Origin of the sequence: Parapedobacter deserti (assembly GCF_042646065.1) — a bacterium.
Lineage (GTDB): Bacteria > Bacteroidota > Bacteroidia > Sphingobacteriales > Sphingobacteriaceae > Parapedobacter > Parapedobacter deserti.
On record NZ_JBHRTA010000004.1, the window covers coordinates 169,302 to 192,317 of the forward strand.

The 23,016-nt window shown below is 46.2% G+C and carries 25 protein-coding genes; 16 read left to right on the forward strand and 9 right to left on the reverse strand.

What is annotated here, in order from left to right; genetic code table 11:
* Positions 1–153 precede the first annotated feature (153 nt).
* The 5 genes from ACFOET_RS01415 to ACFOET_RS01435 all read right to left on the reverse strand — a co-directional run bounded on the left by ACFOET_RS01415 (position 154) and on the right by ACFOET_RS01435 (position 4,109).
* Positions 154–423 carry a helix-turn-helix domain-containing protein gene (locus ACFOET_RS01415; RefSeq protein ID WP_379018803.1) on the reverse strand — a complete coding sequence of 90 codons (270 nt, stop codon included), beginning with the start codon at positions 421–423 and terminating at the stop codon, positions 154–156.
* Between the two features lie 130 nt (positions 424–553).
* Entirely contained in the window at positions 554–1,360 is an 807-nt protein-coding gene (locus tag ACFOET_RS01420; protein WP_379018805.1) for a hypothetical protein, read from the reverse strand.
* A 134-nt stretch (positions 1,361–1,494) separates the two neighbouring features.
* A complete protein-coding gene (locus ACFOET_RS01425) occupies positions 1,495–2,694 on the reverse strand; it encodes an ATP-binding protein (RefSeq protein WP_379018807.1) in 1,200 nt (399 codons plus the stop codon).
* Complete coding sequence (locus ACFOET_RS01430) at positions 2,687–2,827, reverse strand: AlbA family DNA-binding domain-containing protein (protein WP_379018809.1); 141 nt, start codon at positions 2,825–2,827, stop codon at positions 2,687–2,689. Before ACFOET_RS01430 ends, ACFOET_RS01425 begins: the two co-directional genes overlap by 8 nt.
* 34 nt (positions 2,828–2,861) lie before the next feature.
* On the reverse strand, positions 2,862–4,109 hold the full coding sequence (locus ACFOET_RS01435; RefSeq protein WP_379018811.1) for a site-specific integrase: 1,248 nt from the start codon (positions 4,107–4,109) through the stop codon (positions 2,862–2,864).
* A 677-nt stretch (positions 4,110–4,786) separates the two neighbouring features.
* On the opposite strand from ACFOET_RS01435, the gene ACFOET_RS01440 reads away from it, so the two are divergent.
* The 8 genes from ACFOET_RS01440 (at position 4,787) to ACFOET_RS01475 (ending at position 12,871) form a co-directional block, all read left to right on the forward strand.
* The gene (locus ACFOET_RS01440) at positions 4,787–5,365 is read left to right on the forward strand and encodes a Crp/Fnr family transcriptional regulator (protein ID WP_379018813.1); all 579 of its coding nucleotides are present in this window, start codon (positions 4,787–4,789) and stop codon (positions 5,363–5,365) included.
* Between the two features lie 59 nt (positions 5,366–5,424).
* Positions 5,425–6,165 (forward strand): SDR family oxidoreductase, encoded by a 741-nt coding sequence (locus tag ACFOET_RS01445; protein WP_379018815.1) that lies wholly within the window; start codon positions 5,425–5,427, stop codon positions 6,163–6,165.
* Between the two features lie 282 nt (positions 6,166–6,447).
* Complete coding sequence (locus ACFOET_RS01450) at positions 6,448–6,900, forward strand: methyltransferase family protein (protein ID WP_379018817.1); 453 nt, start codon at positions 6,448–6,450, stop codon at positions 6,898–6,900.
* A gap of 275 nt (positions 6,901–7,175) precedes the next feature.
* A complete protein-coding gene (locus tag ACFOET_RS01455) occupies positions 7,176–7,739 on the forward strand; it encodes a helix-turn-helix domain-containing protein (RefSeq protein WP_379018819.1) in 564 nt (187 codons plus the stop codon).
* A gap of 121 nt (positions 7,740–7,860) precedes the next feature.
* A complete protein-coding gene (locus ACFOET_RS01460; RefSeq protein WP_379018821.1) occupies positions 7,861–10,278 on the forward strand; it encodes a heavy metal translocating P-type ATPase in 2,418 nt (805 codons plus the stop codon).
* A 135-nt stretch (positions 10,279–10,413) separates the two neighbouring features.
* Positions 10,414–10,632, forward strand: coding sequence for a heavy-metal-associated domain-containing protein (locus ACFOET_RS01465; protein ID WP_379018823.1), 219 nt, complete (start codon positions 10,414–10,416; stop codon positions 10,630–10,632).
* A gap of 67 nt (positions 10,633–10,699) precedes the next feature.
* The gene (locus tag ACFOET_RS01470; RefSeq protein ID WP_379018825.1) at positions 10,700–11,593 is read left to right on the forward strand and encodes a sugar phosphate isomerase/epimerase family protein; all 894 of its coding nucleotides are present in this window, start codon (positions 10,700–10,702) and stop codon (positions 11,591–11,593) included.
* 150 nt (positions 11,594–11,743) lie between these two features.
* Complete coding sequence (locus ACFOET_RS01475) at positions 11,744–12,871, forward strand: Gfo/Idh/MocA family protein (protein ID WP_379018827.1); 1,128 nt, start codon at positions 11,744–11,746, stop codon at positions 12,869–12,871.
* A gap of 17 nt (positions 12,872–12,888) precedes the next feature.
* On the opposite strand, the gene ACFOET_RS01480 is transcribed toward ACFOET_RS01475, so the two are convergent.
* Both ACFOET_RS01480 and ACFOET_RS01485 read right to left on the reverse strand, forming a co-directional pair.
* Positions 12,889–13,944, reverse strand: coding sequence for a nucleoid-associated protein (locus ACFOET_RS01480; protein ID WP_379018829.1), 1,056 nt, complete (start codon positions 13,942–13,944; stop codon positions 12,889–12,891).
* A gap of 31 nt (positions 13,945–13,975) precedes the next feature.
* Positions 13,976–14,815, reverse strand: coding sequence for a histone deacetylase family protein (locus tag ACFOET_RS01485; protein WP_379018831.1), 840 nt, complete (start codon positions 14,813–14,815; stop codon positions 13,976–13,978).
* 165 nt (positions 14,816–14,980) lie between these two features.
* Here ACFOET_RS01485 and ACFOET_RS01490 point away from each other — a divergent pair, with 165 nt between their 5' ends.
* Together ACFOET_RS01490 and ACFOET_RS01495 are read left to right on the forward strand one after the other, a co-directional pair.
* Complete coding sequence (locus ACFOET_RS01490; RefSeq protein WP_379018833.1) at positions 14,981–15,628, forward strand: YceH family protein; 648 nt, start codon at positions 14,981–14,983, stop codon at positions 15,626–15,628.
* Between the two features lie 76 nt (positions 15,629–15,704).
* Positions 15,705–16,175: a universal stress protein gene (locus tag ACFOET_RS01495; RefSeq protein ID WP_379018835.1), complete on the forward strand. Its 471-nt coding sequence runs from the start codon at positions 15,705–15,707 to the stop codon at positions 16,173–16,175.
* A gap of 106 nt (positions 16,176–16,281) precedes the next feature.
* Here the strand turns inward: ACFOET_RS01495 and ACFOET_RS01500 are convergent, their stop codons facing one another.
* Entirely contained in the window at positions 16,282–16,632 is a 351-nt protein-coding gene (locus ACFOET_RS01500) for a 4Fe-4S dicluster domain-containing protein (protein ID WP_379018837.1), read from the reverse strand.
* Positions 16,633–16,785: 153 nt separating this feature from the next.
* Here ACFOET_RS01500 and ACFOET_RS01505 point away from each other — a divergent pair, with 153 nt between their 5' ends.
* The 6 genes from ACFOET_RS01505 to ACFOET_RS01530 all read left to right on the forward strand — a co-directional run bounded on the left by ACFOET_RS01505 (position 16,786) and on the right by ACFOET_RS01530 (position 21,578).
* Entirely contained in the window at positions 16,786–17,802 is a 1,017-nt protein-coding gene (locus tag ACFOET_RS01505; protein WP_379018839.1) for an acyl-CoA reductase, read from the forward strand.
* A gap of 42 nt (positions 17,803–17,844) precedes the next feature.
* A complete protein-coding gene (locus ACFOET_RS01510) occupies positions 17,845–18,048 on the forward strand; it encodes a fructose-6-phosphate aldolase (RefSeq protein WP_379018841.1) in 204 nt (67 codons plus the stop codon).
* Positions 18,049–18,051: 3 nt separating this feature from the next.
* Entirely contained in the window at positions 18,052–18,732 is a 681-nt protein-coding gene (locus tag ACFOET_RS01515) for a cell division ATP-binding protein FtsE (RefSeq protein WP_379018843.1), read from the forward strand.
* Between the two features lie 141 nt (positions 18,733–18,873).
* Positions 18,874–19,458 carry a nucleotide exchange factor GrpE gene (locus ACFOET_RS01520; protein ID WP_379018845.1) on the forward strand — a complete coding sequence of 195 codons (585 nt, stop codon included), beginning with the start codon at positions 18,874–18,876 and terminating at the stop codon, positions 19,456–19,458.
* 14 nt (positions 19,459–19,472) lie between these two features.
* A complete protein-coding gene (dnaJ, locus tag ACFOET_RS01525) occupies positions 19,473–20,621 on the forward strand; it encodes a molecular chaperone DnaJ (RefSeq protein ID WP_379018847.1) in 1,149 nt (382 codons plus the stop codon).
* Positions 20,622–20,987: 366 nt separating this feature from the next.
* Positions 20,988–21,578: a porin family protein gene (locus ACFOET_RS01530; protein ID WP_379018849.1), complete on the forward strand. Its 591-nt coding sequence runs from the start codon at positions 20,988–20,990 to the stop codon at positions 21,576–21,578.
* A gap of 232 nt (positions 21,579–21,810) precedes the next feature.
* Here ACFOET_RS01530 and ACFOET_RS01535 read toward each other — a convergent pair whose 3' ends face one another.
* Positions 21,811–23,016 (reverse strand): NADH-quinone oxidoreductase subunit D, encoded by a 1,206-nt coding sequence (locus ACFOET_RS01535; RefSeq protein WP_379018851.1) that lies wholly within the window; start codon positions 23,014–23,016, stop codon positions 21,811–21,813.

Genomic DNA, 23,016 nt, shown 5'->3' on the forward strand with positions numbered 1-23,016 from the left:
CCGGAACATCGGGCGGATAGGCTACTTTGCCAGTTGGCTTGCCTACTATTTGGCTTGCCGATTGATGGACGGTATGTATAGCCAAATAGTCCACTGGATAACCTGCCCAATGATTGGCTATATGTCCAGCTAAATTGCTTATTGGGTTTGTCTTCATTCCCTTCCCTCCATCAGTTTCTGGATGTCCTCAAACTTGTAATACATCAGCCCGCCGATCTTGGTAAAGGGCAGCGTTCCGTTTACCCGCAGGTTCTGCAACGTTCCGGCGGAGATGCCCAGAAGTTTGCGCACTTTATAGCTTTTCAGCCGTGCCCTCGGCTCGTCACCGTGTTTCCTCGGATGGGGGTTGTTCTTCCTGATCTCTTCGATCAGCTCTTTCTTCAATTGGTCAAGGTCGCCACTCGTGATAAGTTCTACGTTCATCGTTTACTCCTTTGTTAGGTGTTAGAATTCTGTTATCGGCAGACGGAAACACAACGGTGCGTTTCCGTCTGCTTTTGGTACAAAAAAAAGGAATAAAGAGGCGCGCCCGTGACCAACGGATAACGCTTGGTTAAAATCGGTGCGGTTTTATAGGAATATGAGGGGTGGGGTAGCTTCTCTTTTTTGCCGGGACGATATCGAACAGTCGGTATCTGTTCGGGATTTCGGCATATTTGCTGCCCATGTCGTTACGGTCGGCAGGGAAATAGCGCCGCAACGTTTCGGGACTGATCGGCCGGTTGTCGTGGCGGAAGTAGCGGCACAGCATCTTGACCCATACGCTGGAATGTATCGAAAAGACAAGCTCTTTGTTTTCGGGCGTTTCCTTTTCCTGCATCTTGATGAGCAGGTCGGCGACGGTCAGCAGGTAGCCCTTGGGGATATTGATGTAGTCGTCCGTATCCCGCTTTTTCAGTTCCCGTACCTGCTGTTTGAGCTCGTTTACCATTTCTTTGAACTGGACGATTTCGGCCTCCTTTGCCGCAATGATCTCGTCCTTTGTCCTGTCGGCTTTCCAGTCGTCCACCGTATCGAGGTAACCGAGGAATGCCCGCAGGTGCAGTTTGCGCTGCACGGTACGGCGGTGCAGGTCTTTCGACTTCCGCTTGTCGTCGACAATGAGGTTTTTGAGTTCGTCCTTGACGATGTCACGCATATGGCCGAAAAACTCGCTTTCATCTGCATTGCTGTTCGCTTCTTTGAAATGATCGAGGTGGTAGGCATAGAAGTCGGCAAACTCGTCCTCGTCGATCCGGTAAAGGGTATTGAGGAAATGGATGTCGTAGTGCCCTTTCCACCAGAAGAACGGCATGCCGATGTCGTACGGATGCGCTTCGCCAAAACGTGGACGGGTACTGAAATAGGACAGTTCTTTCATGGTGGCTTATCTGTTGGTAAACAGACAAATATACTGATTGTGCGGGCGAAAAGAAAAGAATATACAGGCAACGATGAACGCTTTCCGGCCAATTAGCGGCCAATTAGTGGTCATAACGGCCAATTAGCGGCCAATTAAATCTTTCGCACCAACTCATACCTGCTTCCCCTACCTTTAGTTCCCGATTGTTGGATTAACCCTTTATTTACGAGATCGCTAAGCTCTTCGGTGGCCAATGTCTTGCCGGTATTATTGATCTCTTGATAGGATGCATTGGTGACTTTTCCATATTCCTTAATGTATAATACAGCCTTGATCTGCCTTTCATTAATATCCAATTTACGCAGATATTCCGCTGTATAGATATCTTTCAGGAATACGATGCTAAGTCCACCCTGATTTTCCTCGATAAGAGGTTCGGGTAGCCCCGCCTCTTTACAAGCCTTGATAATATCATTGGTGCCACGTCCCCAGGCTTCGACATATCCGGCCTTGAAAAATACACCGGCAATATTCCTGTTCCGTGGATAAGAGGAATGTTCCTGCTTTAGTTCTTCAACAGTCAGCTCTTCCGGTAAAATACCCGGATTCCAGAGGTGCAGGCGGTCATCATAGACACGGAGAAAAATCCAGGTGCTTGAATGGTCTTTATGGATAATCGAGTTCAATATGGCCTCGCGCAATGCGGGTTCGGGATATTCCAACGGCTCCATACGCTCAAGGCCTTTGTAGGAGATCGGCCGGATAAGATAGCGGTCCTTCAGTTTGTCCATGATCTTTTCGATCATGGTCAGCAGGTTGGTCTCTATGATATCCTGGAACAGCAGGTCGCTCGAACTCTTGCCAAACCGACCGATCTTGAAACTGGTTGTAGGGGAAAGGGCATAAGGCCGTTTGCCGAAAAGCAATATTGCGGCATGGGTCAGTTCGCCGTCCTTGGTAAGCAGGTTCAGACGTTTCATCAGCAACATGATGTCTTCTTCGGCGGCGGATGCCGGGATACGGTCTTTACTGATGGCCTTTTTTAAAAACGATTGTATCGTGTCGATATCCAGATCATCGGCCGTAGCACCGGGGACGGGTATATCTTCCCAACTCCTGCCGCTTTTCTTCAGCAGCCAATTGTGCAGGGCTGTTCCCTTTAGCTCCTGCTTGGTGCTCCCGCTCCGGTAATGGTATATGCCATGATAGGAAATAGGTACAGTGCTCTGCGGCACCGTGACTTCTATATAATGTCTGCTTTCTTTTTCATGCAGGTCGATATCCACCACCAGCCCCAGCTGCTGGACAATCTTGTTGGGCAGGTCGTCCATAAGTTTTTTATAATCATCCACACCGGTAATGTTTCCCCTTATCGTCAATACCGATATAAATCCGGCCTCCCTGCGCATTGGCAAAGCCGCACACCCATTTCAGGTATTCGTCACGCCATGACTGTTTGTATTCTATGTTCTGTTGTTCAGGCATATCCCTTATCCTATGGTTAACAAAAATACGCTTTTTAGCTGCTTATCTGTAATGTTTCCGCAAGTCTCTCCTGCAACCTGCCCATGTCCTCGCTCAGTTTGCTCTCGACCACTTTGGCATAAATCTGGGTGGTACGGATGCTGGTGTGGCCGAGCATCTTCGATACGCTCTCTATCGGTACGCCGTTGCTCAATGTCACGGTAGTAGCAAATGTATGGCGGGCAATATGGAACGTCAGGTCTATGTTGACACCGCATATTTCGGCTATCTCTTTCAGGTAGCCGTTCATGCGCTGGTTGGAGATTACCGGGAATACCGTACCGTTTGCGACCGCCCTCGGATCGTCCCTATATTTTTCCATCAATTCTTTTGCCTTTGGCAGTATCGGCACCCGGACGCTGGTGTCCGTCTTTGCCCGGCTTGTGGATATCCAAAGATTGCCATCGATGCCCGTAATAATATTACCGGGTGTAAGTTCGGAAAGGTCGATGTACGCCAGTCCTGTGTAACAGCTAAAAAGGAACATATCCAGCACCTGCTGTAAACGTTCGATCTTGAACTGTTTGTTTTCAAGTTTGGTAAGTTCCTCCTTTGTCAGGCTTTCACGTTCCACCTTGTCAAAGTGCTTGCGGAACTTGGCAAAAGGGTCCTTTGGTAGCCAGTCCGCAGTAACCGCCATGTTGACCATCTTGCGCAGGCGTTCTATATGCTTCATGATACCGTTGTTGTTCAGTGCCCTGTGGTGGTCTTTCGGCTTGTAGTTACGCAGGTAGCTTTCAAAGTCGGAAATAAAAGTGTAGTTCAGCTCCGACAGGGATATGTCGGTACGGCGGTACTTTTCTTTCAGGAAGCGTTTGATATAGCTTTGTGTGGTATAGTAGTTCTTCATCGTACCGTGGGCAAGCTTGCTTTCCTGCTCCTTGTTGTGGTGGTCGATCAAACCGATGAGCGTTGGCCCCGATTGGGCCGACCCCATGACCCGGTCACGGATCGCCGGGCCGTCTATCGTGCAGCCGGAAAGTACCATCTGCTGGTAGGTGTCGATAATCTTTGTCTTGAAGCGATCAAGGAACCTGTTGAGTTCGGCAATCTCCTGACGGCTGCCCTTGGCCATTCCCTTTTTAGCATCCCACTGACCGGCAGCGATGGAACGCTTGACCGATATTTCGGTACGTTTTCCGTTCACCGTTACCCTTGCACAGATGGGCGCCTTGCCCCGTGTCGTTGTTTTCTGTCTCTTGAGGTAAAATATTACCCCGAATGTGCAGTTCTGTATTTTCATATCAACGTTGTTTTAAAGTTTCATGTCTCGTGCTTTGGTGCCGTTTGCGCACATCCGATACAAAATGGGTCCCGAAAATGGGGAGACACGGGTACCGGAAGGCTGCAAAAAGCGCCAAAACAAACAGATACAGTAAACTGATTTTCAGATTTTTAAATCCTTTTCAGGGACCCAAACCTAGGAAAAGCAAATGGGTAACCGAATAGGTCCCATTTTCTTTGATTTTACTTGAACAAATTGGGGTAAGAAAAAAAGAAAAACCCCTCTTATCATACGATTAGAGGGGTTTTGACTGCCTTTGCAGGCTTCTCGGTCGGGGTGGCCGGGTTCGAACTTTCTCTTGGCGGCCTTTGAGTGCGGGAAATGTGGGACGCCAACAATCCCAGCGGGATCACAAAGCCTCGGCGAAAGTCGGGGCTTTGTTATTTAAGCCGGGATGAGGAGGAGCTTATCAAGAAAATGGACGAGCAGGACGAAAAGTAGGATTTGCACGTGCCACCGTCTGCACTTCACCTCGTCGCGGCAGACAATCAAAAAACCCAGACGGGTCGGGCTATCCGCTGTGACTTTTGCGGGCCTCCCAGGACCGCAAAAGGACGTTTATTCTATCCCACACGCAAAGCGAAACAGCAATAGAAATATTTATTAATTTTGTTACATCTATAAACAAGAAAATTGTGGCTGAACTCACGGAAATAAAAAGTCTTTTATCTCAAATAAATCTTCCTGAAAAGGAACAAGAAGATTTATTGAGTATCTCCAAAATCAAGCAATTAAAAAAAAACGAGTTTTTTATTTCCGAGGGACAAGTGCCTAAAAAATTCGGGATTGTCATTGATGGACTGTTCCGCTACTATTACGTCAATAACAAAGGTGATGAATTTACCAAAGGATTGATACTGACAGGAAATGTACTGACAGCCTATTCCGCAATGCTACATCAGCAAAAATCGCTGTTTTACATTCAAGCGTTGGAAGATGCCGTCATTCTCGAAATCAATTACAACCTATGGTTAGAACTTAAAAAACAAAATCCGTTTTGGGATAAATTTTTAATCCTTTTATTGCAAAAAGGATATTGCGTTAAAGAAAAAAGAGAACGTGAGTTGCTCCTGTTGGATGCAGAAACACGTTATAAAATTTTCCAAGAAGAATTTCCGACCCTCGAAAAGCGGATAAAACTGCAAATTATCGCTTCCTATCTCGGTATCAAACCAGAGAGTTTAAGTAGAATTAGAAAAAAAACCACCAGTTAACATAGGTCAATTTATATACGAATTGACCTAAATACTTTTGTATCATAAAAATATTCATTATGATACTAAAGAACAATGTAATTCTGATTACCGGAGGTACTTCGGGATTAGGGTTGGAAATGGCGAAAAGGTTTATAGGGCTAGGCAACCAAGTAATTGTTTGCTCACGAAGCCTTAAAAAGTTGGAAGAAACCAAAAGATTGCTCCCAAGCGTAGAAACCTACCAATGCGATATTTCCAAAGAAGCGGAGCGAATACAGCTCTACAATCGGATAATGGAGAGTTTCCCAAAACTCAATGTTTTCATTAACAACTCGGCTATTGTTTACAGAACGGACTTTCTGAATGATGAAAAAAGCTATGAAAAAGCCGTTGACGAAATAAACACCAATCTGATTGCTCCTATTCATTTATCCAAATTGTTTTTGAACTACCTATCTGCACAGTCCAACACAACGCTCATCAATATAACAACAGGCTTGGTTTATATTCCGAGAAGCATTTATCCGTTCTACAATGCCACCAAATCGGCTTTGCACTCGTTTACCCAAACGCTGCGGCACCAGTTGCAAAACAATCAGACAAAGGTTATAGAAGTCCTTTTCCCAGCCGTAAATACACCTTGGCACGGTGGTACGCCTCCGAAAATTGCAATAAGCCCCGAAAAAGCGATCGACGAAATGATTACAGGACTTAGCAAAAACAAAACCGAAATCAGAGTTGCAGGTGTAAAAAAGCTATATTTACTATCGAGGTTTTTTCCCAAACTCGCATTTAGGAAAATGAACGCTATAGAATGATGAAAGCTATGATTTCAACCATACCATAATGGATTGGCAACTAATTTTTCAGCACAATGATTTACGTATTTAAACGTCGGTATTTACAAAGGCAGACATGCAGTCATTAAAACCGAATTTGGGCAGGCTTCCGAAAATGCAGTAGAATTTTGACCTTGAAGACTGCGACAAAATTTTAAGGATTGAAACTTCACGAGAGGTATCAAAAAGTGACAACCAATCCCTTGAAAGATAACGGCTTCGATTGTGAAGTACTGTTATATTAATAATATTGTTCGCTATATGATTATGCATTGGTTCACCCCACCTTATCTTTTATTGACGACCGTTATCTTAACGATTATAGGTTCATATTTCTCGCCAAACTTCCCTATTGGAAACAAAGTTTTATTTAAGTCACTGGGAATAGCAATTTGTTTGCTTGGTGCGGTATTGGTCTTTTCTGCAACCAAACAAATCACAAAAAACGAAACCGAAATCCTCACTTTCAAGGAACCGCAAAATTTGATTACTGACGGAGTTTTTGAATGGAGCAGAAACCCGATTTATTTAGGTTTTCTATTAATAGTTATCGGAGTTACGTTGCTATGTAATAATTGGATTTGTTTTATTTTTCCGTTGGTGTTTTTTCTGATTTGTAATCTTTGGTATATCCCTTATGAAGAAAATGAATTGAAAAGAAAATTTGACAAAGAGTACAGAGATTACCAACACAAAACAAGACGGTGGATTTAGAACAACTTCCGACAATACCGCATAGGCAACAAATACCGATATTTCGGGGTTTCAACTTCGAAGTTCGATGTCTTCGTCGAAAATTTTCACACTAACACACATGTTTTTGGCCTTTTTTGATGAAAGCGGGGTTATATAATATAAACCGGCCTTTGAAAACAATTACCGTAAGATTGAAACAGGTATTCTGTATATTGTTGAAGGTGAAATTGAGCGTATTAAATCGTAAATTTGTTCGATAGGATCATTCATTACTGATGTGAGCAAAAATTAGCATGGCAACACTATTTATAAAAAATATGGTCTGCAATCGCTGTATTATGGTGGTGCAAAACGAATTAGACAAACTCGGTTTAACGATAAAAAACATCAAACTCGGAGAGATAACACTTGAACAGGAACCCACAGCAGAAAAAAAAATGAAGCTGGAAAATGCTTTGAACCCTTTAGGTTTTGAAGTTATCGACGACAAGAAAAGCCGGATGATAGAACGGATAAAAAATGTCATTATTGAGCTGGTACATTATCGGGACGGTGATATTAAAAACAATTTATCGGACGTATTGAGCGAAAAGCTGCATCACGACTATAACTACCTGTCCAATCTTTTTTCGGAAGTTGAGGGTACTACGATTGAAAAATACTATATCGCTCAAAAGGTAGAAAAGGTAAAGGAGCTACTGGTATATGACGAATTGTCGTTGAGCGAGATTGCCTACCGGCTGAACTATTCGAGTGTAGCCTACCTAAGTAACCAATTCAAGAAAGTAACTGGACTCTCGCCGAGCCATTTCAAACAAATCCGTGAGGATAAAAGAAAGCCGCTAGATGAGGTTTAATGCTACATCGACTACTTTCAAAACTTTTCCGTAAATCTTACAAATCAATTCCATAATACTACAATAGCTTTCATTGTAATAATTGCCAATTTTGCTTTGTAAAATAGCGAACAATCAAGGTATGGCAACAAATAATAATAAAGAAATCATTTATCTTCCATTAGAGGATGTGGACAGTGAGCACTGTGCCTTGATCGTAGAAAAGGCGCTTGCAAAGGTCAAAGGCATCGAGAGCCACAAGGTGGAACTGAACAACCACAGAGCCGCCATAACGGTAAAAGACGAAGAAGTTGTTTCCCAAGCGGTTAACGCCGAAAAAAACCTCGGCTATGGCGTTACCACCATAAAACGTACGTTCCCCGTTTTAGGAATGACGTGTGCTTCCTGTGCAGGAAGTGCCGAGAGCATTGTCAAATACGAACCCGGCGTAGTCAATGCATCGGTAAACTTCGCTACCGGAAACCTTACGGTAGAATACCTGCCTGATATGGTGGACGTATCAAAAATTCAAAAGGCTGTTCGATCAGGCGGTTATGATTTATTGATTGAAGACGAAAGCAAACAGCAAGAGACAATCAAAGCCATCCACGAAAAGAAATTCAAACAACTGAAGACCAAAACCATCTGCGCAATCATCCTGTCCTTACCTGTTGTAGTGATCGGTATGTTCTTTATGAATATCGCTTATGCCGACCTGATTATGTGGGCATTTTCAACCCCTGTTGTGTTGTGGTTAGGTAGCGGCTTTTTCATCAATGCGTGGAAACAAGCAAAACACCGTTCCGCCAATATGGATACATTGGTTGCATTGAGTACAGGGATTGCTTATGTGTTCAGCGTATTCAATATGCTGTTTGCTGATTTCTGGCATCAGAGAGGACTACACGCCCACGTGTATTTTGAAGCCGCAGCCGTTATTATCGCATTCATCCTGTTAGGAAAACTGTTGGAAGAGAGCGCCAAAGGCAGTACATCATCAGCCATTAAAAAGCTAATGGGCTTACAACCTAAAACAGTAACCGTCGTTCAAGCAGACGGAACCGAAAAACAAACCGCTATCGAAGATGTAAACGCAGGTGATGTTATTTTGGTAAAACCCGGAGAGAAGATTGCGGTGGACGGTATGGTAATATCGGGCAACTCCTATGTCGACGAAAGCATGTTGAGCGGAGAGCCCGTTCCGGTACTTAAAAAAGAAAACGAGAACGTATTTGCAGGAACAATCAACCAAAAAGGAAGCTTTCAATTCAAAGCCGTGAAAGTGGGCAAAGAAACGATGCTTGCCCAAATCATCAAAATGGTACAGGACGCACAAGGAAGTAAAGCACCCGTACAAAAGCTGGTGGATAAGATTGCAGGGATTTTTGTGCCCATCGTTATGGGGATAGCAGTCGTTACTTTTATGCTTTGGTTGATACTCGGCGGGGAAAGCGGCGTCGTACATGGATTGTTAGCAGCCGTTACGGTATTGGTTATTGCCTGTCCGTGTGCATTAGGGTTGGCTACGCCTACGGCTATAATGGTCGGTGTAGGTAAAGGTGCGGAACAAGGGGTGTTGATCAAAGATGCCGAGAGTTTGGAATTAGCCAAAAAAGTCAGTGCAATTATCTTAGACAAAACCGGAACGATTACCGAGGGCAGGCCGCAGGTAACAGGTATCAGGTGGCTTAACAATGACGATGCCACCAAAGACATTCTTTTAAGTATTGAGAAGCAATCTGAACACCCCTTGGCAGAAGCCGTAGTAAGACACCTGAACGAAGCGGCGACAACCGCGATATCAAATTTCGACAGCATCACCGGTAAAGGAGCAAAAGCCGTCCATAATCATGAAGCCTACTACGTTGGCAACAAAAAACTGTTAGCAGAAAATAGCATCCGCATTGCCGAACAATTACAACAGCAGGCCGATGAGTGGGGCAAACGCTCCAAAACCGTTATCTGGTTTGCTAATAGCAAGGAAGCACTCGCCGTTGTGGCTATTTCCGATAAAATAAAAGAAACATCGGCACAGGCAATCAGCGCATTGCAGGATATGGGTATCGACCTGTATATGCTTACCGGCGATAACGAAGCCACGGCAAAAGCCATTGCCGAGCAGACAGGCATCAAACATTATAAGGCCGAAGTATTGCCACAGCACAAAGCTGATTTTGTAAAAGAACTGCAACAGCAAGGCAAAACCGTTGCAATGGTCGGCGATGGTATCAATGACAGTACGGCCCTTGCCACAGCCGATGTAAGTATCGCGATGGGCAAAGGCTCGGACATCGCCATGGATGTAGCCAAAATGACGGTTATTTCGTCAGATCTTACTAAAATTCCGCAGGCAATCAGGCTTTCAAAACAGACCGTAGCTACCATTAGGCAAAACCTGTTTTGGGCGTTTATCTACAACCTTATCGGTATTCCGATTGCCGCAGGAATTCTTTATCCAATTAACGGCTTTTTACTAAGTCCGATGATTGCAGGTGCTGCAATGGCATTGAGCAGCGTCAGTGTGGTAAGTAATAGTTTACGGCTGAAGTGGAAAAAGTAAAACAGTAAATCTCATAAATCAAACAAGAAATTGTACAACAATGAGAAAGTCATCGGTAGCGAATTTTGTAAGAGAAGAATAAATCGCAAACAGCATGATTTTCAATGATTATATCACAATTAAAAGTTTATAACGATGGAAACGAAAGAATTGAAATTTAAGACCACCCTCAACTGCGGTGGATGTGTATCAAAGGTTCAGTCTGATTTAGATAACGCCGAGGGTATCTGCCATTGGAACGTTGATACGGACAATGCCGACAAAATACTTACTGTAAGTGCTAAAGGAATTACCGAAGACGAGGTCGTGAACATCATCAAACACAAAGGCTTTAAAGCAGAGCCGATCGTATAACGCTTGACACAAGACAGTTAATTGGCCGATTTCTTAGTATCTTCAATTATTAGCCCTGATTATACAAATGAAAAGAAGAAGTTTTATCAAGTCTGTAACCGCCCTAGGAACAACCTCGATGTTACCCCTGCCTGGTTTTTCGTTAGTTGAAAAACCCAAGTTTAAACTAGGTCTTCAGCTCTTTACGATCCACGAAGAGATGATGAAAGATGCAATCGCCTCGTTGCGCGCGGCAAAAGCCATGGGCTATCAGGATTTTGAGATCTTTGGATTTGATGAAAAAAAAGGCACATGCTACGGTTATAAATCTTCCCAATTCGGGAGGATATTAGATGATCTCGGGCTTACTGTCTCCAGCGGGCACTTCGGGTTTTCGCCATATCTAGACCAATCCGATGAGGTATTGAAACGGTTTGTAGACCAATGCATCAGCGGCGCGCGTGCCCTGAATATGAAATATATTACCTGGCCATGGTTAGCCCCTGATCAACGGTCATTGGATCATTTCAAGCTGTTAGCGAACAAACTCAATATCATAGGCGAGCAGGTAGCTGCTGCAGGGCTTGGGTTTGCTTACCATAATCATGATTTCGAGTTTATAGATTACAACGGGGAAAACGGTTTTGATATTATCCTGAACGAGACAGACCCGGCCCTTGTGAAAATTGAGATGGATATTTATTGGGTCGTGCGTGCATCAAGGTACGCTCCAAGCGAGCTGGTCAGCAGACAACCCGGCCGCTACGCATTATGGCATATAAAAGATATGGACAAAACGACAAACGATTATACCGAGCTCGGAAATGGTGCCATCAACTATGCTGAAGTACTTCCAGATCCCATCGCGTCCGGACTTGAATTTTTCTATCTGGAACAAGGGGGCAACTATACCCACAGCGCCATGAAAAGTATGGCTGATAGTGCAGCCTATTTTAAGAAACATTTGCAGAAATATTTATAGTGTCACCTCCTCGCCAAGATCGGGACCAAAATTAAATGCCCTTGGGCTACCTGCCAATAGGCGATATTTTATATGTTTGCAACAAGGCAAAAGACAAAACTATCCAGCGGTAGTTTTGTTAACTGAAAAGTACAAACCAAGACAAGTATTATGACCACAAATTCACGTCGCGATTTTCTGCAAAAATTAGCTGCCTCGGCCATCACCCTACCATTCCTGTCTTCGCAGGCTGCATTCGGCAAGGCAACGCCCTTAGCGCAACATAGTCAAGGGCCAGTGTTACGGGTTGCGCTCATGGGCCTTGGTGGTTATGCCTCCCGGGTTGCTGAGGCCATGCAGTCATGCGAGCGTGCTAAAATAACCGGCCTTATCAGCGGCACACCGGGCAAGCTGGAAAAGTGGGGAGCTAAGTATGATGTTCCTGAAAAGAGTCGCTACAACTACACTAATTTTGATGAAATCCGCGACAATCCAACGATTGACGCGGTCTATATCATCACTCCTAACGCCCTTCATCACGATCAGGCCATACGCGTAGCCAAAGCCGGGAAACACGTGATCTGCGAGAAACCAATGGCCGTGAATGCAAAGGAAGGGCAGGAAATGGTGGATGCATGTGCAGCCGCAGGCGTAAAACTGCTGGTTGGCTACCGTATGCATTTCGAGCCCAACACCTTGGAAGTGGTACGCATGCGCCAATCGGGCGAGTTAGGTAAAATACTTTTTTTCCAGGGGTTGTCGGGCTTTCGCATCGGAGACCCCAACCAATGGCGGCTTGACAAGGATTTGGCGGGCGGCGGTGCCTTGATGGACATTGGCATCTACGCGGTTAATGGGGCCCGTTACATGGTCGGTGAAGAACCTGTTTGGGTCACCGCCCAAGAGAGCAAAACAGATCCCGCCAAATTTAAGGATGGGGTGGATGAAACCATCCAATTCCAGTTGGGTTTCCCGAGCGGCGCGGTGGCTTCTTGCCTCTCTACCTATAACATGAATTACCTGGACCGCTTTTTCCTTAATGGCGAAAAGGGCTTTGCTGAGCTGCAACCTGCTACCGGGTATGGCCCCATAAAGGGGCGGACAAACAAGGGGGAGCTTACGCAGCCTCATGTCGTTCATCAAACCGTGCAAATGGACGAAATGGCCGGAATCATCCTCGACGGCAATAAGCCGATCGTGCCGGTAGATGGCTTGGAGGGCTTAAAGGACCTGAAAATACTTGACGCCATATATCAAGCCTGTTCAACTGGCAACAAACAGGAATTGAAGCTGGTCTAGTGCTGGCATCAGGAATGTCAGTGTTCCTCTTTGAAGAAGAGTTTATAGAAATTTAAACCTTTCTCCTCGTCATAGCCTTTTTCTATGTACTCCCGTTTTCCGTGTACATAGATATGAAAGTTTTTATCCAATTTTAAAACGCTCTTATAGGTAGCCTGCGCTTTTTTTACAGCCTGGCTCGATATATCGAAATGACTCCCCAAGGGCGATTCATATTCCTCCTCGAACTGCTGCCGGTATGTATTGAATAGGCTGGCCGCTTGAGGATTGCCCAATACCTCCTCTTCAAATTCGTCCTGCTTAAAAGCCTCTTTGTCCTTAAAATAATCCATAGACCGATTAAGCAAATCGATTTTATCCGCCTTTTCCAAGTTGAACGTTTCATCCAACCCCTCATTCACGAATTGCCGATAGACTTTAAGAAAATTACCGGTCTTGTTGAACGCATCATTACGCAATCGTACACCAAGGAAATCATCTTTCCAATAAGCAGCTTCCTGTTGGCGGTTCGTCTGGTCAATGACCAATACCTTGTACCCCTCCTCAGGTTCTGAATTGATGATCAGGCACCCTTTGTCCAGTTTATTGATGTTTATCGCCTCCTGTTCATAACCAAGGTCGAATGCACCCTGTACCGGAGATACTTTCAGGTAGGCTTCCTTGTTTTCTGATTTGAATACCCCTACGGCTTCATGTACCTCCCCTTCCAGTTGCACGTCACGGAGGTGTACCACATAAAGTTCGCCGCCTTTGATATTGGGATGGTTTGACGCCTCAAATAAATGTTTGCAGACCTGCACACCCAACTCGTGAAAGCTCAATTCGCCACCGAAGAAAGCTTGGGAGAAATGATAGATCTCATTCAGCGCAGTGGTGCCGCTGGAATGGAATAAGCGGTAGACTTCATTTACTTTTCCGAATGGGCTAAGGAAATAATGCATCAGCAATTTTGCCAGCAATTCATCCTGCAAAACCACCGGCTTATCACTAAGCACATAAAACTCGTCCTGGCACTTATTGCCCACTCGATGAATAGCCAACTGCTCAATAGTGGCGTCTGTATGGTAAAACATGGTCGGTTATGACAATTATCAATTATATATTTCAATCATAGATACGAACGGCGGCTTTAAACGTGTTGCAGTGTGCATCGACGATATCCTTGATGTGTGCGGAATATCCCCCACCCATGCTTACTTGCACCGGCACACCCGCCGATCGGCACGACTGGAATACAAGCTCGTCTCGTCTAAAACACCCTTCTTTGGTCAGCGCAAGTTTCCCCAGCTTATCCGTTTCAAGCACATCGACTCCTGCTTGGTAAAACACGAAATCCGGCCTTACCATATTGAAAACTTCGTTCAGCTTGTCAGCCAATAGGCTGAGATACGCGTCGTCCCCGATCCCATCCGTCAACCCGACATCCAAATCAGACCGCTCCTTGCGAAAAGGGAAGTTACGTTCACCGTGCACGGAGAATGTAAATACGCTTGGTTTGCCTTCAAAAATCTGTGCCGTACCGTTTCCTTGGTGTACGTCCAGATCAATGATCAACACCTGCCGGCAAATGGATTCATCGATGAGATAGGCTGCGGCCACCGCCTGATCATTCAGCAGGCAAAAGCCTTCGCCCCAATCAGCGCCGGCGTGGTGCGTGCCTCCTGCCACATTAAACGAGACACCATTTTCCATGGCATACAGACATCCATCCACGGTGCCCTGCACAATGCGCAACTCGCGCGCCACCAATTGGTGAGACAGCGGGAAACCGATCCGCCTCACCATGGCCGGATCAAGTGTCAAATCCAGTAAATGCCGGCAATACTGAGGTTCGTGCGCCAACGTAATGGTTTCGAAACTTGCTAATTGCGGTTCGAAAAAACTGCCAGCTGTTGCTGTACCCTCATGAAGCAACTGTGCCGGAATCAATTCATACTTCGCCATCGGAAACCGATGGCCCTCCGGCAGCGGGTGTGAATAGCAATGGTGATTTGCGATTTTTAACACGCCACGAAGATAGCAATTGACGAAGCCTTTTACACACAAAGTTGTTTATTTGGGATAAAAACATCATTTTTGAAAACTAACAAAATTGACGCGCCATAAACCATGGATACAACTGCCACACTTCCCGTCTTATCCACCGAAGAACAACGCGTATTGGGCGTGCTGATGGAAAAAGCGAAAACAACGCCTGAATATTATCCCTTGACGTTGAATGCGCTGGTCGCCGCTTGCAACCAAAAAACATCACGCAAACCCGTGGTAAACTACGATGACACGACGGTGATCACCACACTGGATTCTCTTCGAAAAAAAGGGCTGGTATCGACGGTGACAGGAGGCTCAAGCCGAGTAACCAAATACAAGCACAATTTTGCGGTATTATATCCGGTTATCCCTGCTGAAGTGGTCATTATCTGCCTCCTGCTGCTACGCGGTCCGCAGACCCCGGGCGAGCTGAACACCAATTCAGGCCGGATGCACGAATTTGAATCGCTTGATGACCTGCAATCGTTTCTCGACAACCTTGCCAACGCCGACCAACCTTACGTGCGCCAACTGCCTAGACGGCCCGGTCAAAAAGAAGCGCGCTATATGCATCTCTTAGGAGGAAATGAGCTTCCCTACGATAGTGATACGGAGCCTAACGAAGCAGGTCCTTCCTCAGAACTGGAGGCCCGGCTTACCAAAGTCGAAGCTGAAATGGCAGCCCTGCGGGCCGAGTTTGACAAATTGATGCAAGAGCTATCTTAAGTTGGCAACGAATAAACGAAAAAAACTAAACTATCTTATATTTGTTACGTTTGCGAAGGCTATGACACAAACTGATATGGAAACGAAACCTACAAAATACAGCCGCATACTCATCGCTACAGATGACAGCGACTGTTCAAAAAAAGCGTTGCAGCATGGATACGGTCTTGCGAAGCTCATGGAAGCATCGGTTGCGCTGATTCATGTGATCGAACCAGCGGCACCGACAAATTATGGCGCCGACCCATTGATGGGACAACAGCCTATCGTTGTTCCTGAAGCCACCCAGATACAGGAAGAAAACTCCCGGGCCATGCTCGATGAAATCAGCAAAGATTTCCATGACGTGAAAGAGGTTTTTGTCTTCAACCGGATAGGCAGCCCGAAGCAGGAGATCCTTACCGTAGCCAGCGAATGGGGTGCTGACCTGATTATCATGGGGACACATGGGCGCACAGGGTTTGACCATTTTATCTCTGGCAGCGTGTCCGAAAGCGTGGTCAGAAGAGCATCATGCCCGGTACTCGTGGTGCCCGGAAAATGTTAGTGCTAGCTGCTGCGCTTAGCCCGCACAACGGAAAGGCCTTCCGCCGTTAAAACAGAAGGCCTCTTTATATCTCTACTAACCTACTTATGCTTTCGCGATGATTTTCTTATTCCCCGTGAAGCCAGGCTTTTTTCGCCAATAGCTCTTCTTCCGTTTCCCGGACGTCTTCATCATCCACGCAGCAGTCTACGGGGCAAACCGCCGCACACTGTGGCTCGTCGTGGAAACCAACGCATTCCGTACATTTATCCGAAACGATGTAATAGACTTCGTCTGACAACGAAGGCTGCTCTTCATCCGCATTAAGGGTGGTCCCATCACCAAAGTCAATGATTCCTTTCAATTCCGTGCCTTCGGAAAACCGCCAGCTCACCCCTGCATCGTATATCGCATTGTTGGGGCATTCCGGTTCACAGGCCCCGCAATTAATGCATTCATCTGTTATTTTGATCGCCATCTAACTCTTACGCTATATGATAAAATAAAACCCTATTTTTGCAACCTGATCCCCAAAAGTTTACTACAAAGTCAGTAGTCTTTTTACGGGACAGCTGTTTATTTCGCAAATATACAACAAATATTGTGCAACTAAGAGTCTAACGGTTACATTTTGACAAAGAAACAACGCATCGAAGCCTTCATCCGATTGGGTGAATACCTACTATCTGACAAGCAATGCCTGTTACAGGCTGTTGACGCAGCCTATCAGCACAACGCCTGGTTTACGCCCGCTAATGTCCATAAAGCGCTGCATGCCGCGGCGCTAAACCTAACGGAAGACAAACTGCACAGCTGGTTGGCACCCTATCCGTTTGATGGGGATTGCGACAAAACGGCTGGGTTGGTCTTAGCCGGAAATATACCGCTCGTTGGATTCCATGATATCCTGTGCGTGCTTTGCGCAGGCTTTAAGCTTCAGGTGAAGCCCTCGGCGGACGACCCGGTGCTAACCACTCACCTATTGAGCAAACTGCAAGAGGTCGAACCTCGTTTTACGCCAAGAATCGCAATCGCCGAACGGCTGCAGAATTTCGATCTGGTTATTGCTACGGGCAGCGACAACAGCGCCCGGTATTTTTCTTATTATTTCGGTAGAAAGCCACATATTATCCGGAAAAATAGGAACAGCGTGGCTGTGCTGACCGGCAAAGAAACCTCAAGCCAACTCATGCAGTTGGGCAGCGATATATTTGATTATTACGGACTCGGCTGCCGCAGCGTCTCCAAATTGTTTGTTCCGGAGGGTTACGACATCAAAACGATCCTCGATGGGATAGCTCCATTTTCCGACGTAATCAATCATCACAAGTACGCTAACAACTACGACTACAATAAATCCATTTACCTCATTAACCGGGAATCTCATTATGACAACGGCTTTCTTTTGGTAAAGCCGGACGACCGAATGGCGTCGCCACTGGCGGTACTTTACCTCGAAGAATACACCAACACTGATACACTTGCCGAACGGTTGCGCACATTGGCCCCACAATTGCAATGCGTGGTGAGCATCGAAAACCTTGGGGTACCGACCCCGGTGGTTGCGCCTGGCCAAAGCCAACTGCCCGCCTTAGCCGATTATGCCGACGGCGTGAATACGCTAGATTTTTTGGCTGCACACCGATGAGCTCTTTATCTTTCAGCCAATTAATGTTAACTTTGTCCCATCATGTATGTCATTAAGGTCAAAGGCGTAGCTAAAATACCGGATTATGTCCAGTTACGCGACGACTCCTTCACATTGCTTGCCTACTTCAGGGTGGACCGGCCGGACAAATCGCTTGATAAACTTGGATTGGCCGATAAAGCTGCATACATCATGGAAGTTGTTAAGGAAATGCCTTTTGGACAAATTACGAAATTAGAATTATAGCTTATGATAGGCGATACGGTAATTACACTCAAAAATGTTGACATCTACCAGCCGAAGCACTTGGTGCTTTCCAACGTGAACCTGAAAATCGACAAAGGCGAGTTTGTATTCCTTATCGGCCAGACGGGAAGCGGCAAAAGCAGTCTCCTTAAAATTATCTATGGCGACCTTCATATCGCCAGCGGTGAAGGTATGGTGGCCGGTTTCGATCTCAAAAAACTCAGCGAGCGTGAGGTTCCTTTCCTTCGCCGGAAACTAGGCATTGTCTTTCAAGACTTCCACCTCCTCACCGACCGCACCGTAGAAAAAAACCTTGAGTTTGCACTACGGGCCACCGGATGGAAAGATAAAGCCCTCATTAATAATAGAATGCTTGATGTATTGGAAAAAGTAGGGCTTCGCTCCAAACTGAAAAAAATGCCGCATGAGCTATCAGGTGGTGAGCAGCAACGGGTGGTCATTGCCCGGGCTTTGCTAAACAATCCCGAAATCATTCTCGCCGATGAGCCCACGGGCAATCTTGACCCTGAGACGTCCGAGGAAATTGTGTTGCTGCTGAAAGAAATCAGCCGGTCGGGGACGGCCATTTTGATGGCCACCCACGATTATCAAATTATTCGCAATATGCCGTCCCGCATAGTCAAAACTGCTGACGGCGCGATGCATGACAAGGTGTCAATATAGCTGCTTATGCGTGTACCAGTTCGTCCATACCGACATTTTGTAAGCACAACACCATCCAAAACTGACAGGGTGACGGCATTTAACCATTGGCAGCGAAATTGAAACACATTCAGCTGCAGTTGACAATACGATATGACAACTATGGCAAGTAATAAGAAAAGAAAAGAAAAGGATAACAATCTGATGGGAGAACAACAATCTGCTGAAAAAGAAGCACAGTCAACCGATACTACCTCAGTTGAAAACCAGGAGGCAACCACTGCTACGGAAGAGCCCCAGGCAGGCCAGCAGCTGGCCGCTGAACTGGCCGAGGTCAATGATAAATACCTGAGGTTGTATGCCGAATTCGACAATTATAAGCGGCGTGTGGCCAAGGAACGTATTGAGTTAATGCAAACAGCTGGTAAAGAAATAATTGCAAATTTACTGCCCGTACTTGATGATCTCGATCGTGCATTAAAAGCTATTGAAACCGCTACGGAGGTTGGCCCGTTGAAAGAGGGCGTATCGTTGGTAGGACATAAATTAAAAACCATATTGACCCATCAGGGATTGACCGAAATGGAATCTATCGGCAAACCCTTTGATGCTGAACTACAGGAAGCGATCACCAACGTACCGGCCCCAGACGACGACCTCAAAGGCAAAGTGATCGACGAAATCGAAAAGGGGTATTTTTTACACGGAAAAGTATTACGGCACGCCAAGGTCGTCGTGGGAAGTTAACACATTAAGTAAGCATGTCAAAAAGAGATTATTATGACGTACTGGGTGTTTCGCGCAATGCGGACCAAGCAGAGATAAAGTCGGCTTACCGCAAACTGGCCATTAAGTACCATCCTGACAAAAACCCGAACAACTCGGAGGCCGAAGAAAAGTTCAAGGAAGCAGCCGAAGCCTATGAAGTGCTCAGCAATCCCGAGAAGCGGCAGCGTTATGACCAGTTCGGCCATTCAGGCGGTGCATCCGGTGGCTACGGGGGTGGGGGCATGAATATGGAAGACATATTCAGCCAATTCGGCGACATTTTCGGCGGCGGCGGCAGCCCATTTGAAAGCTTTTTCGGTGGCGGCGGACAACGCGGCGGACGCCGTGTGGCCAAAGGGTCCAACCTGCGCATAAAAGTTAAGCTAACGCTCCAGGAAATCGCTAAAGGAGCGGAGAAAAAGATAAAAGTAAACAAACAGGTCGTATGTTCCGCTTGCGATGGCAGCGGCGCCAAAGATAAATCATCGTTCCACACCTGCCGAACCTGTGGGGGAACAGGTGCCGTGCGCAGGGTGACGAATACCATTCTCGGACAGATGCAGACCACAAGCACATGCCCTACCTGCAGTGGCGAAGGCGTGGAGATATCCGCGAAATGCTCGGTTTGCCACGGTGATGGACTTGTTCGTGGCGAGGAAACCATCAGCATCAATATCCCGGCCGGTGTAAGCGAAGGCATGCAGCTTTCCATGAGCGGAAAAGGAAATGCCGCTCCCCGCGGCGGTGTTCCCGGTGACCTCATCATTCTTGTTGAAGAGATACCACATGAGAGCCTTAAAAGGGATGGCACCAACGTCGTTTATGACTTATACATCAATTTTGTCGACGCGTCCTTGGGCACAAGCGTAGAAATCCCGACGATAGACGGCAAGGCCAAAATCAAGATAGAACCGGGCACTCAGGCTGGAAAGATATTGCGGCTGAAAGGAAAAGGAGTACCCGAAGTGAATTCGTATCACAAAGGCGACCAACTGGTCTATGTCAACGTGTGGACCCCGAAAGCCGTATCACCTGAAGAGCGGGAACTGCTCGAGCGCCTGCGAAACTCCCCGAACTTCAGGCCGCAACCGGGGAGGTTTGAAAAAACCTTTTTCGAACGCATCAAGGAGTACTTCGAGTAACTCGCAGACATACAAAATGCTTTGATAAGCCAAGCTATGACAGCTTGGCCTTTTTTACATCAGCAAAGCTGACAAATTATGTCAACAAGTCAACAACCTAATTAGGGGGGATGCTTAAGGTCGCAGAACATAGCGTTATGGCGTATGCCCTCGGAAAAACACTACGCTATAGTGACGTTTATTTGACCGTAAAGAGACAATTATCAGCCCACTACTTGTTGCGAAGAAAAAGAGACACATTGGTGACACTCGTTACGATTTCATGACAGTTCTTGGCACCGGTATTGCATACTGACCATCATAGTCAGATGGTCTGTTTAATATGAATTACATGACCATAATTGTTTAACTAAATAATTTACAAAAATGAAAAAACTATTTTTAACCTTATCAGCAGCCGTTGCAGTTACATTTGCAGCCAATGCCCAAACTGAAAAAGGCAAAACCATCCTCGGCGGAAATGTATCGTATGACTATACGAAGGTGAAAGATGCAGATGGCGAAGCTCACGCTCTTGGCATTTTGCCTTCTGTCGGATTTTTCGTTAGCGACAATTTCGCTATCGGAACCGGTATTGGTTATTCTTATCAGGAAAACACCGGTTCCTTCGCTTTCGATGGCAACAAACTTGGCGTTTTCAGTGTTGCGCCGTTTGCTCGACTATACAAAGGTGATGGCGACTTTAAGTTCTTTGGCCAGCTTTCTGTACCTATGGGATGGGGCACAGCCAAAGACGGGGACACCAAAATAGGCAACACAGAGCAATATGGCGCTGAGTTGGCTCCTGGCTTCGCTTATTTTCCCACCAGTAAGATCGGAATCGAACTTTCGGTAAGAGGTCTGTACTATCAAAACACCACCTTGAAACCAGAAGAAGGCGGAAACGTTACGACCAACTCGTTCGGATTGAACGCCAATTCATTGGCTCCGCGTATCGGCGTACAGTTTTACTTTTAAGAAAAACTGCCGCCATTATAATGAAAAATGCTTGGGCTCCATAAGCTCAAGCATTTTTTTATTAATTATGTTATGGGCACTTCAATTCAATCAATATGCTCAAAAAAAAGAAAGGTTTCCAAACGGGGAGAATGGAAACCTTTACTAACCAATTATAAACCTAAATTATGAACTGCAAATATAGTGTTTATTCTACACCTATCCAAATTATTTTACGATTTTCCACACCAAGTTATCGGTCCACTTCGCCCAAAACAATGTCTATCGACCCTAATATAGCAATTAAATCAGCGATAAGCACCCCTTTCGCCAATTCTGGAAGCACCGATAGGTTGTGAAAACTGGGGCCACGGGCTTTTATACGCTTGGGAATATCACTTTTCTCCTGGGTCACAAAGTAGAAACCGAGTTCCCCTTTCGGATTTTCTGCCCTCACGTAATAGTCCTGTGCCCGCAGGTTCACTTTTTTCGGCACCAGCGCTCGCGGATCGAAATCAGGTGTCCGTTTCAGTTCTTTGGTCAACCGATCAAGACACTGTTCGACAATGCGGGCAGACTCCCTGATTTCATCGACCCGCACCTTGAAGCGATCCCAACAGTCGCCTACGCTACCCATTTCCCCGCTTCCCACCGGGATATCAAAATCGATCTCCGGATACACTGAATAACCGTCGATTCGCCGCAGATCCCAGCGGATACCTGAAGCACGCAGCATAGGTCCAGAGCAACCATAGTTTATAGCCACATCGGCGGGCAACACCCCTATATTCGCGGTCCGTGAAACAAAGATCTGGTTGTCGGTCAACAATTCGTCCAATTCGGTCAGTTTAGGCCTGAAGTAGCGGATAAACTCGCCGCAGCGCTCCTCAAAACCCACCGGCAGATCATAGAACAGTCCACCTACCCAGATGTAATTATACAGCATTCTGGACCCGGATGCCCATTCCAGCATATTCATGATGTGTTCGCGATCCCGGAAACACCACATAAACGGCGTGAAGGCGCCGATATCGATGCCGTAGGTACCGATTGCGATCAGATGTGAAGCAATTCTGTTTAACTCACACACCAGCACCCTGATGTATTCGATCCGTTTCGGAATCCTATCTGTGATGCCAAGCATCCGCTCTACACCCATCACAAAGGCATGACTGTTGTTCATCGACGCGAGGTAATCCATCCGGTCGGTAAACGGGATCGTCTTGCCATAGCTCATCGATTCTGCATGCTTTTCAAAGCAGCGATGCAGGTAGCCGACATGCGGAATGACTTCCTTTACCAATTCGCCATCCGTAATCAGCTGCAGCCGCAGCACACCGTGCGTGGAGGGGTGCTGTGGCCCCATATTGATCACCATCTCCTCGGCGCCCACAGCCGCAAGACGTGCCTCATAAGCCCTTAACGCTTCTTGATATGGTGTGTCGCCTCTAGCTATCAT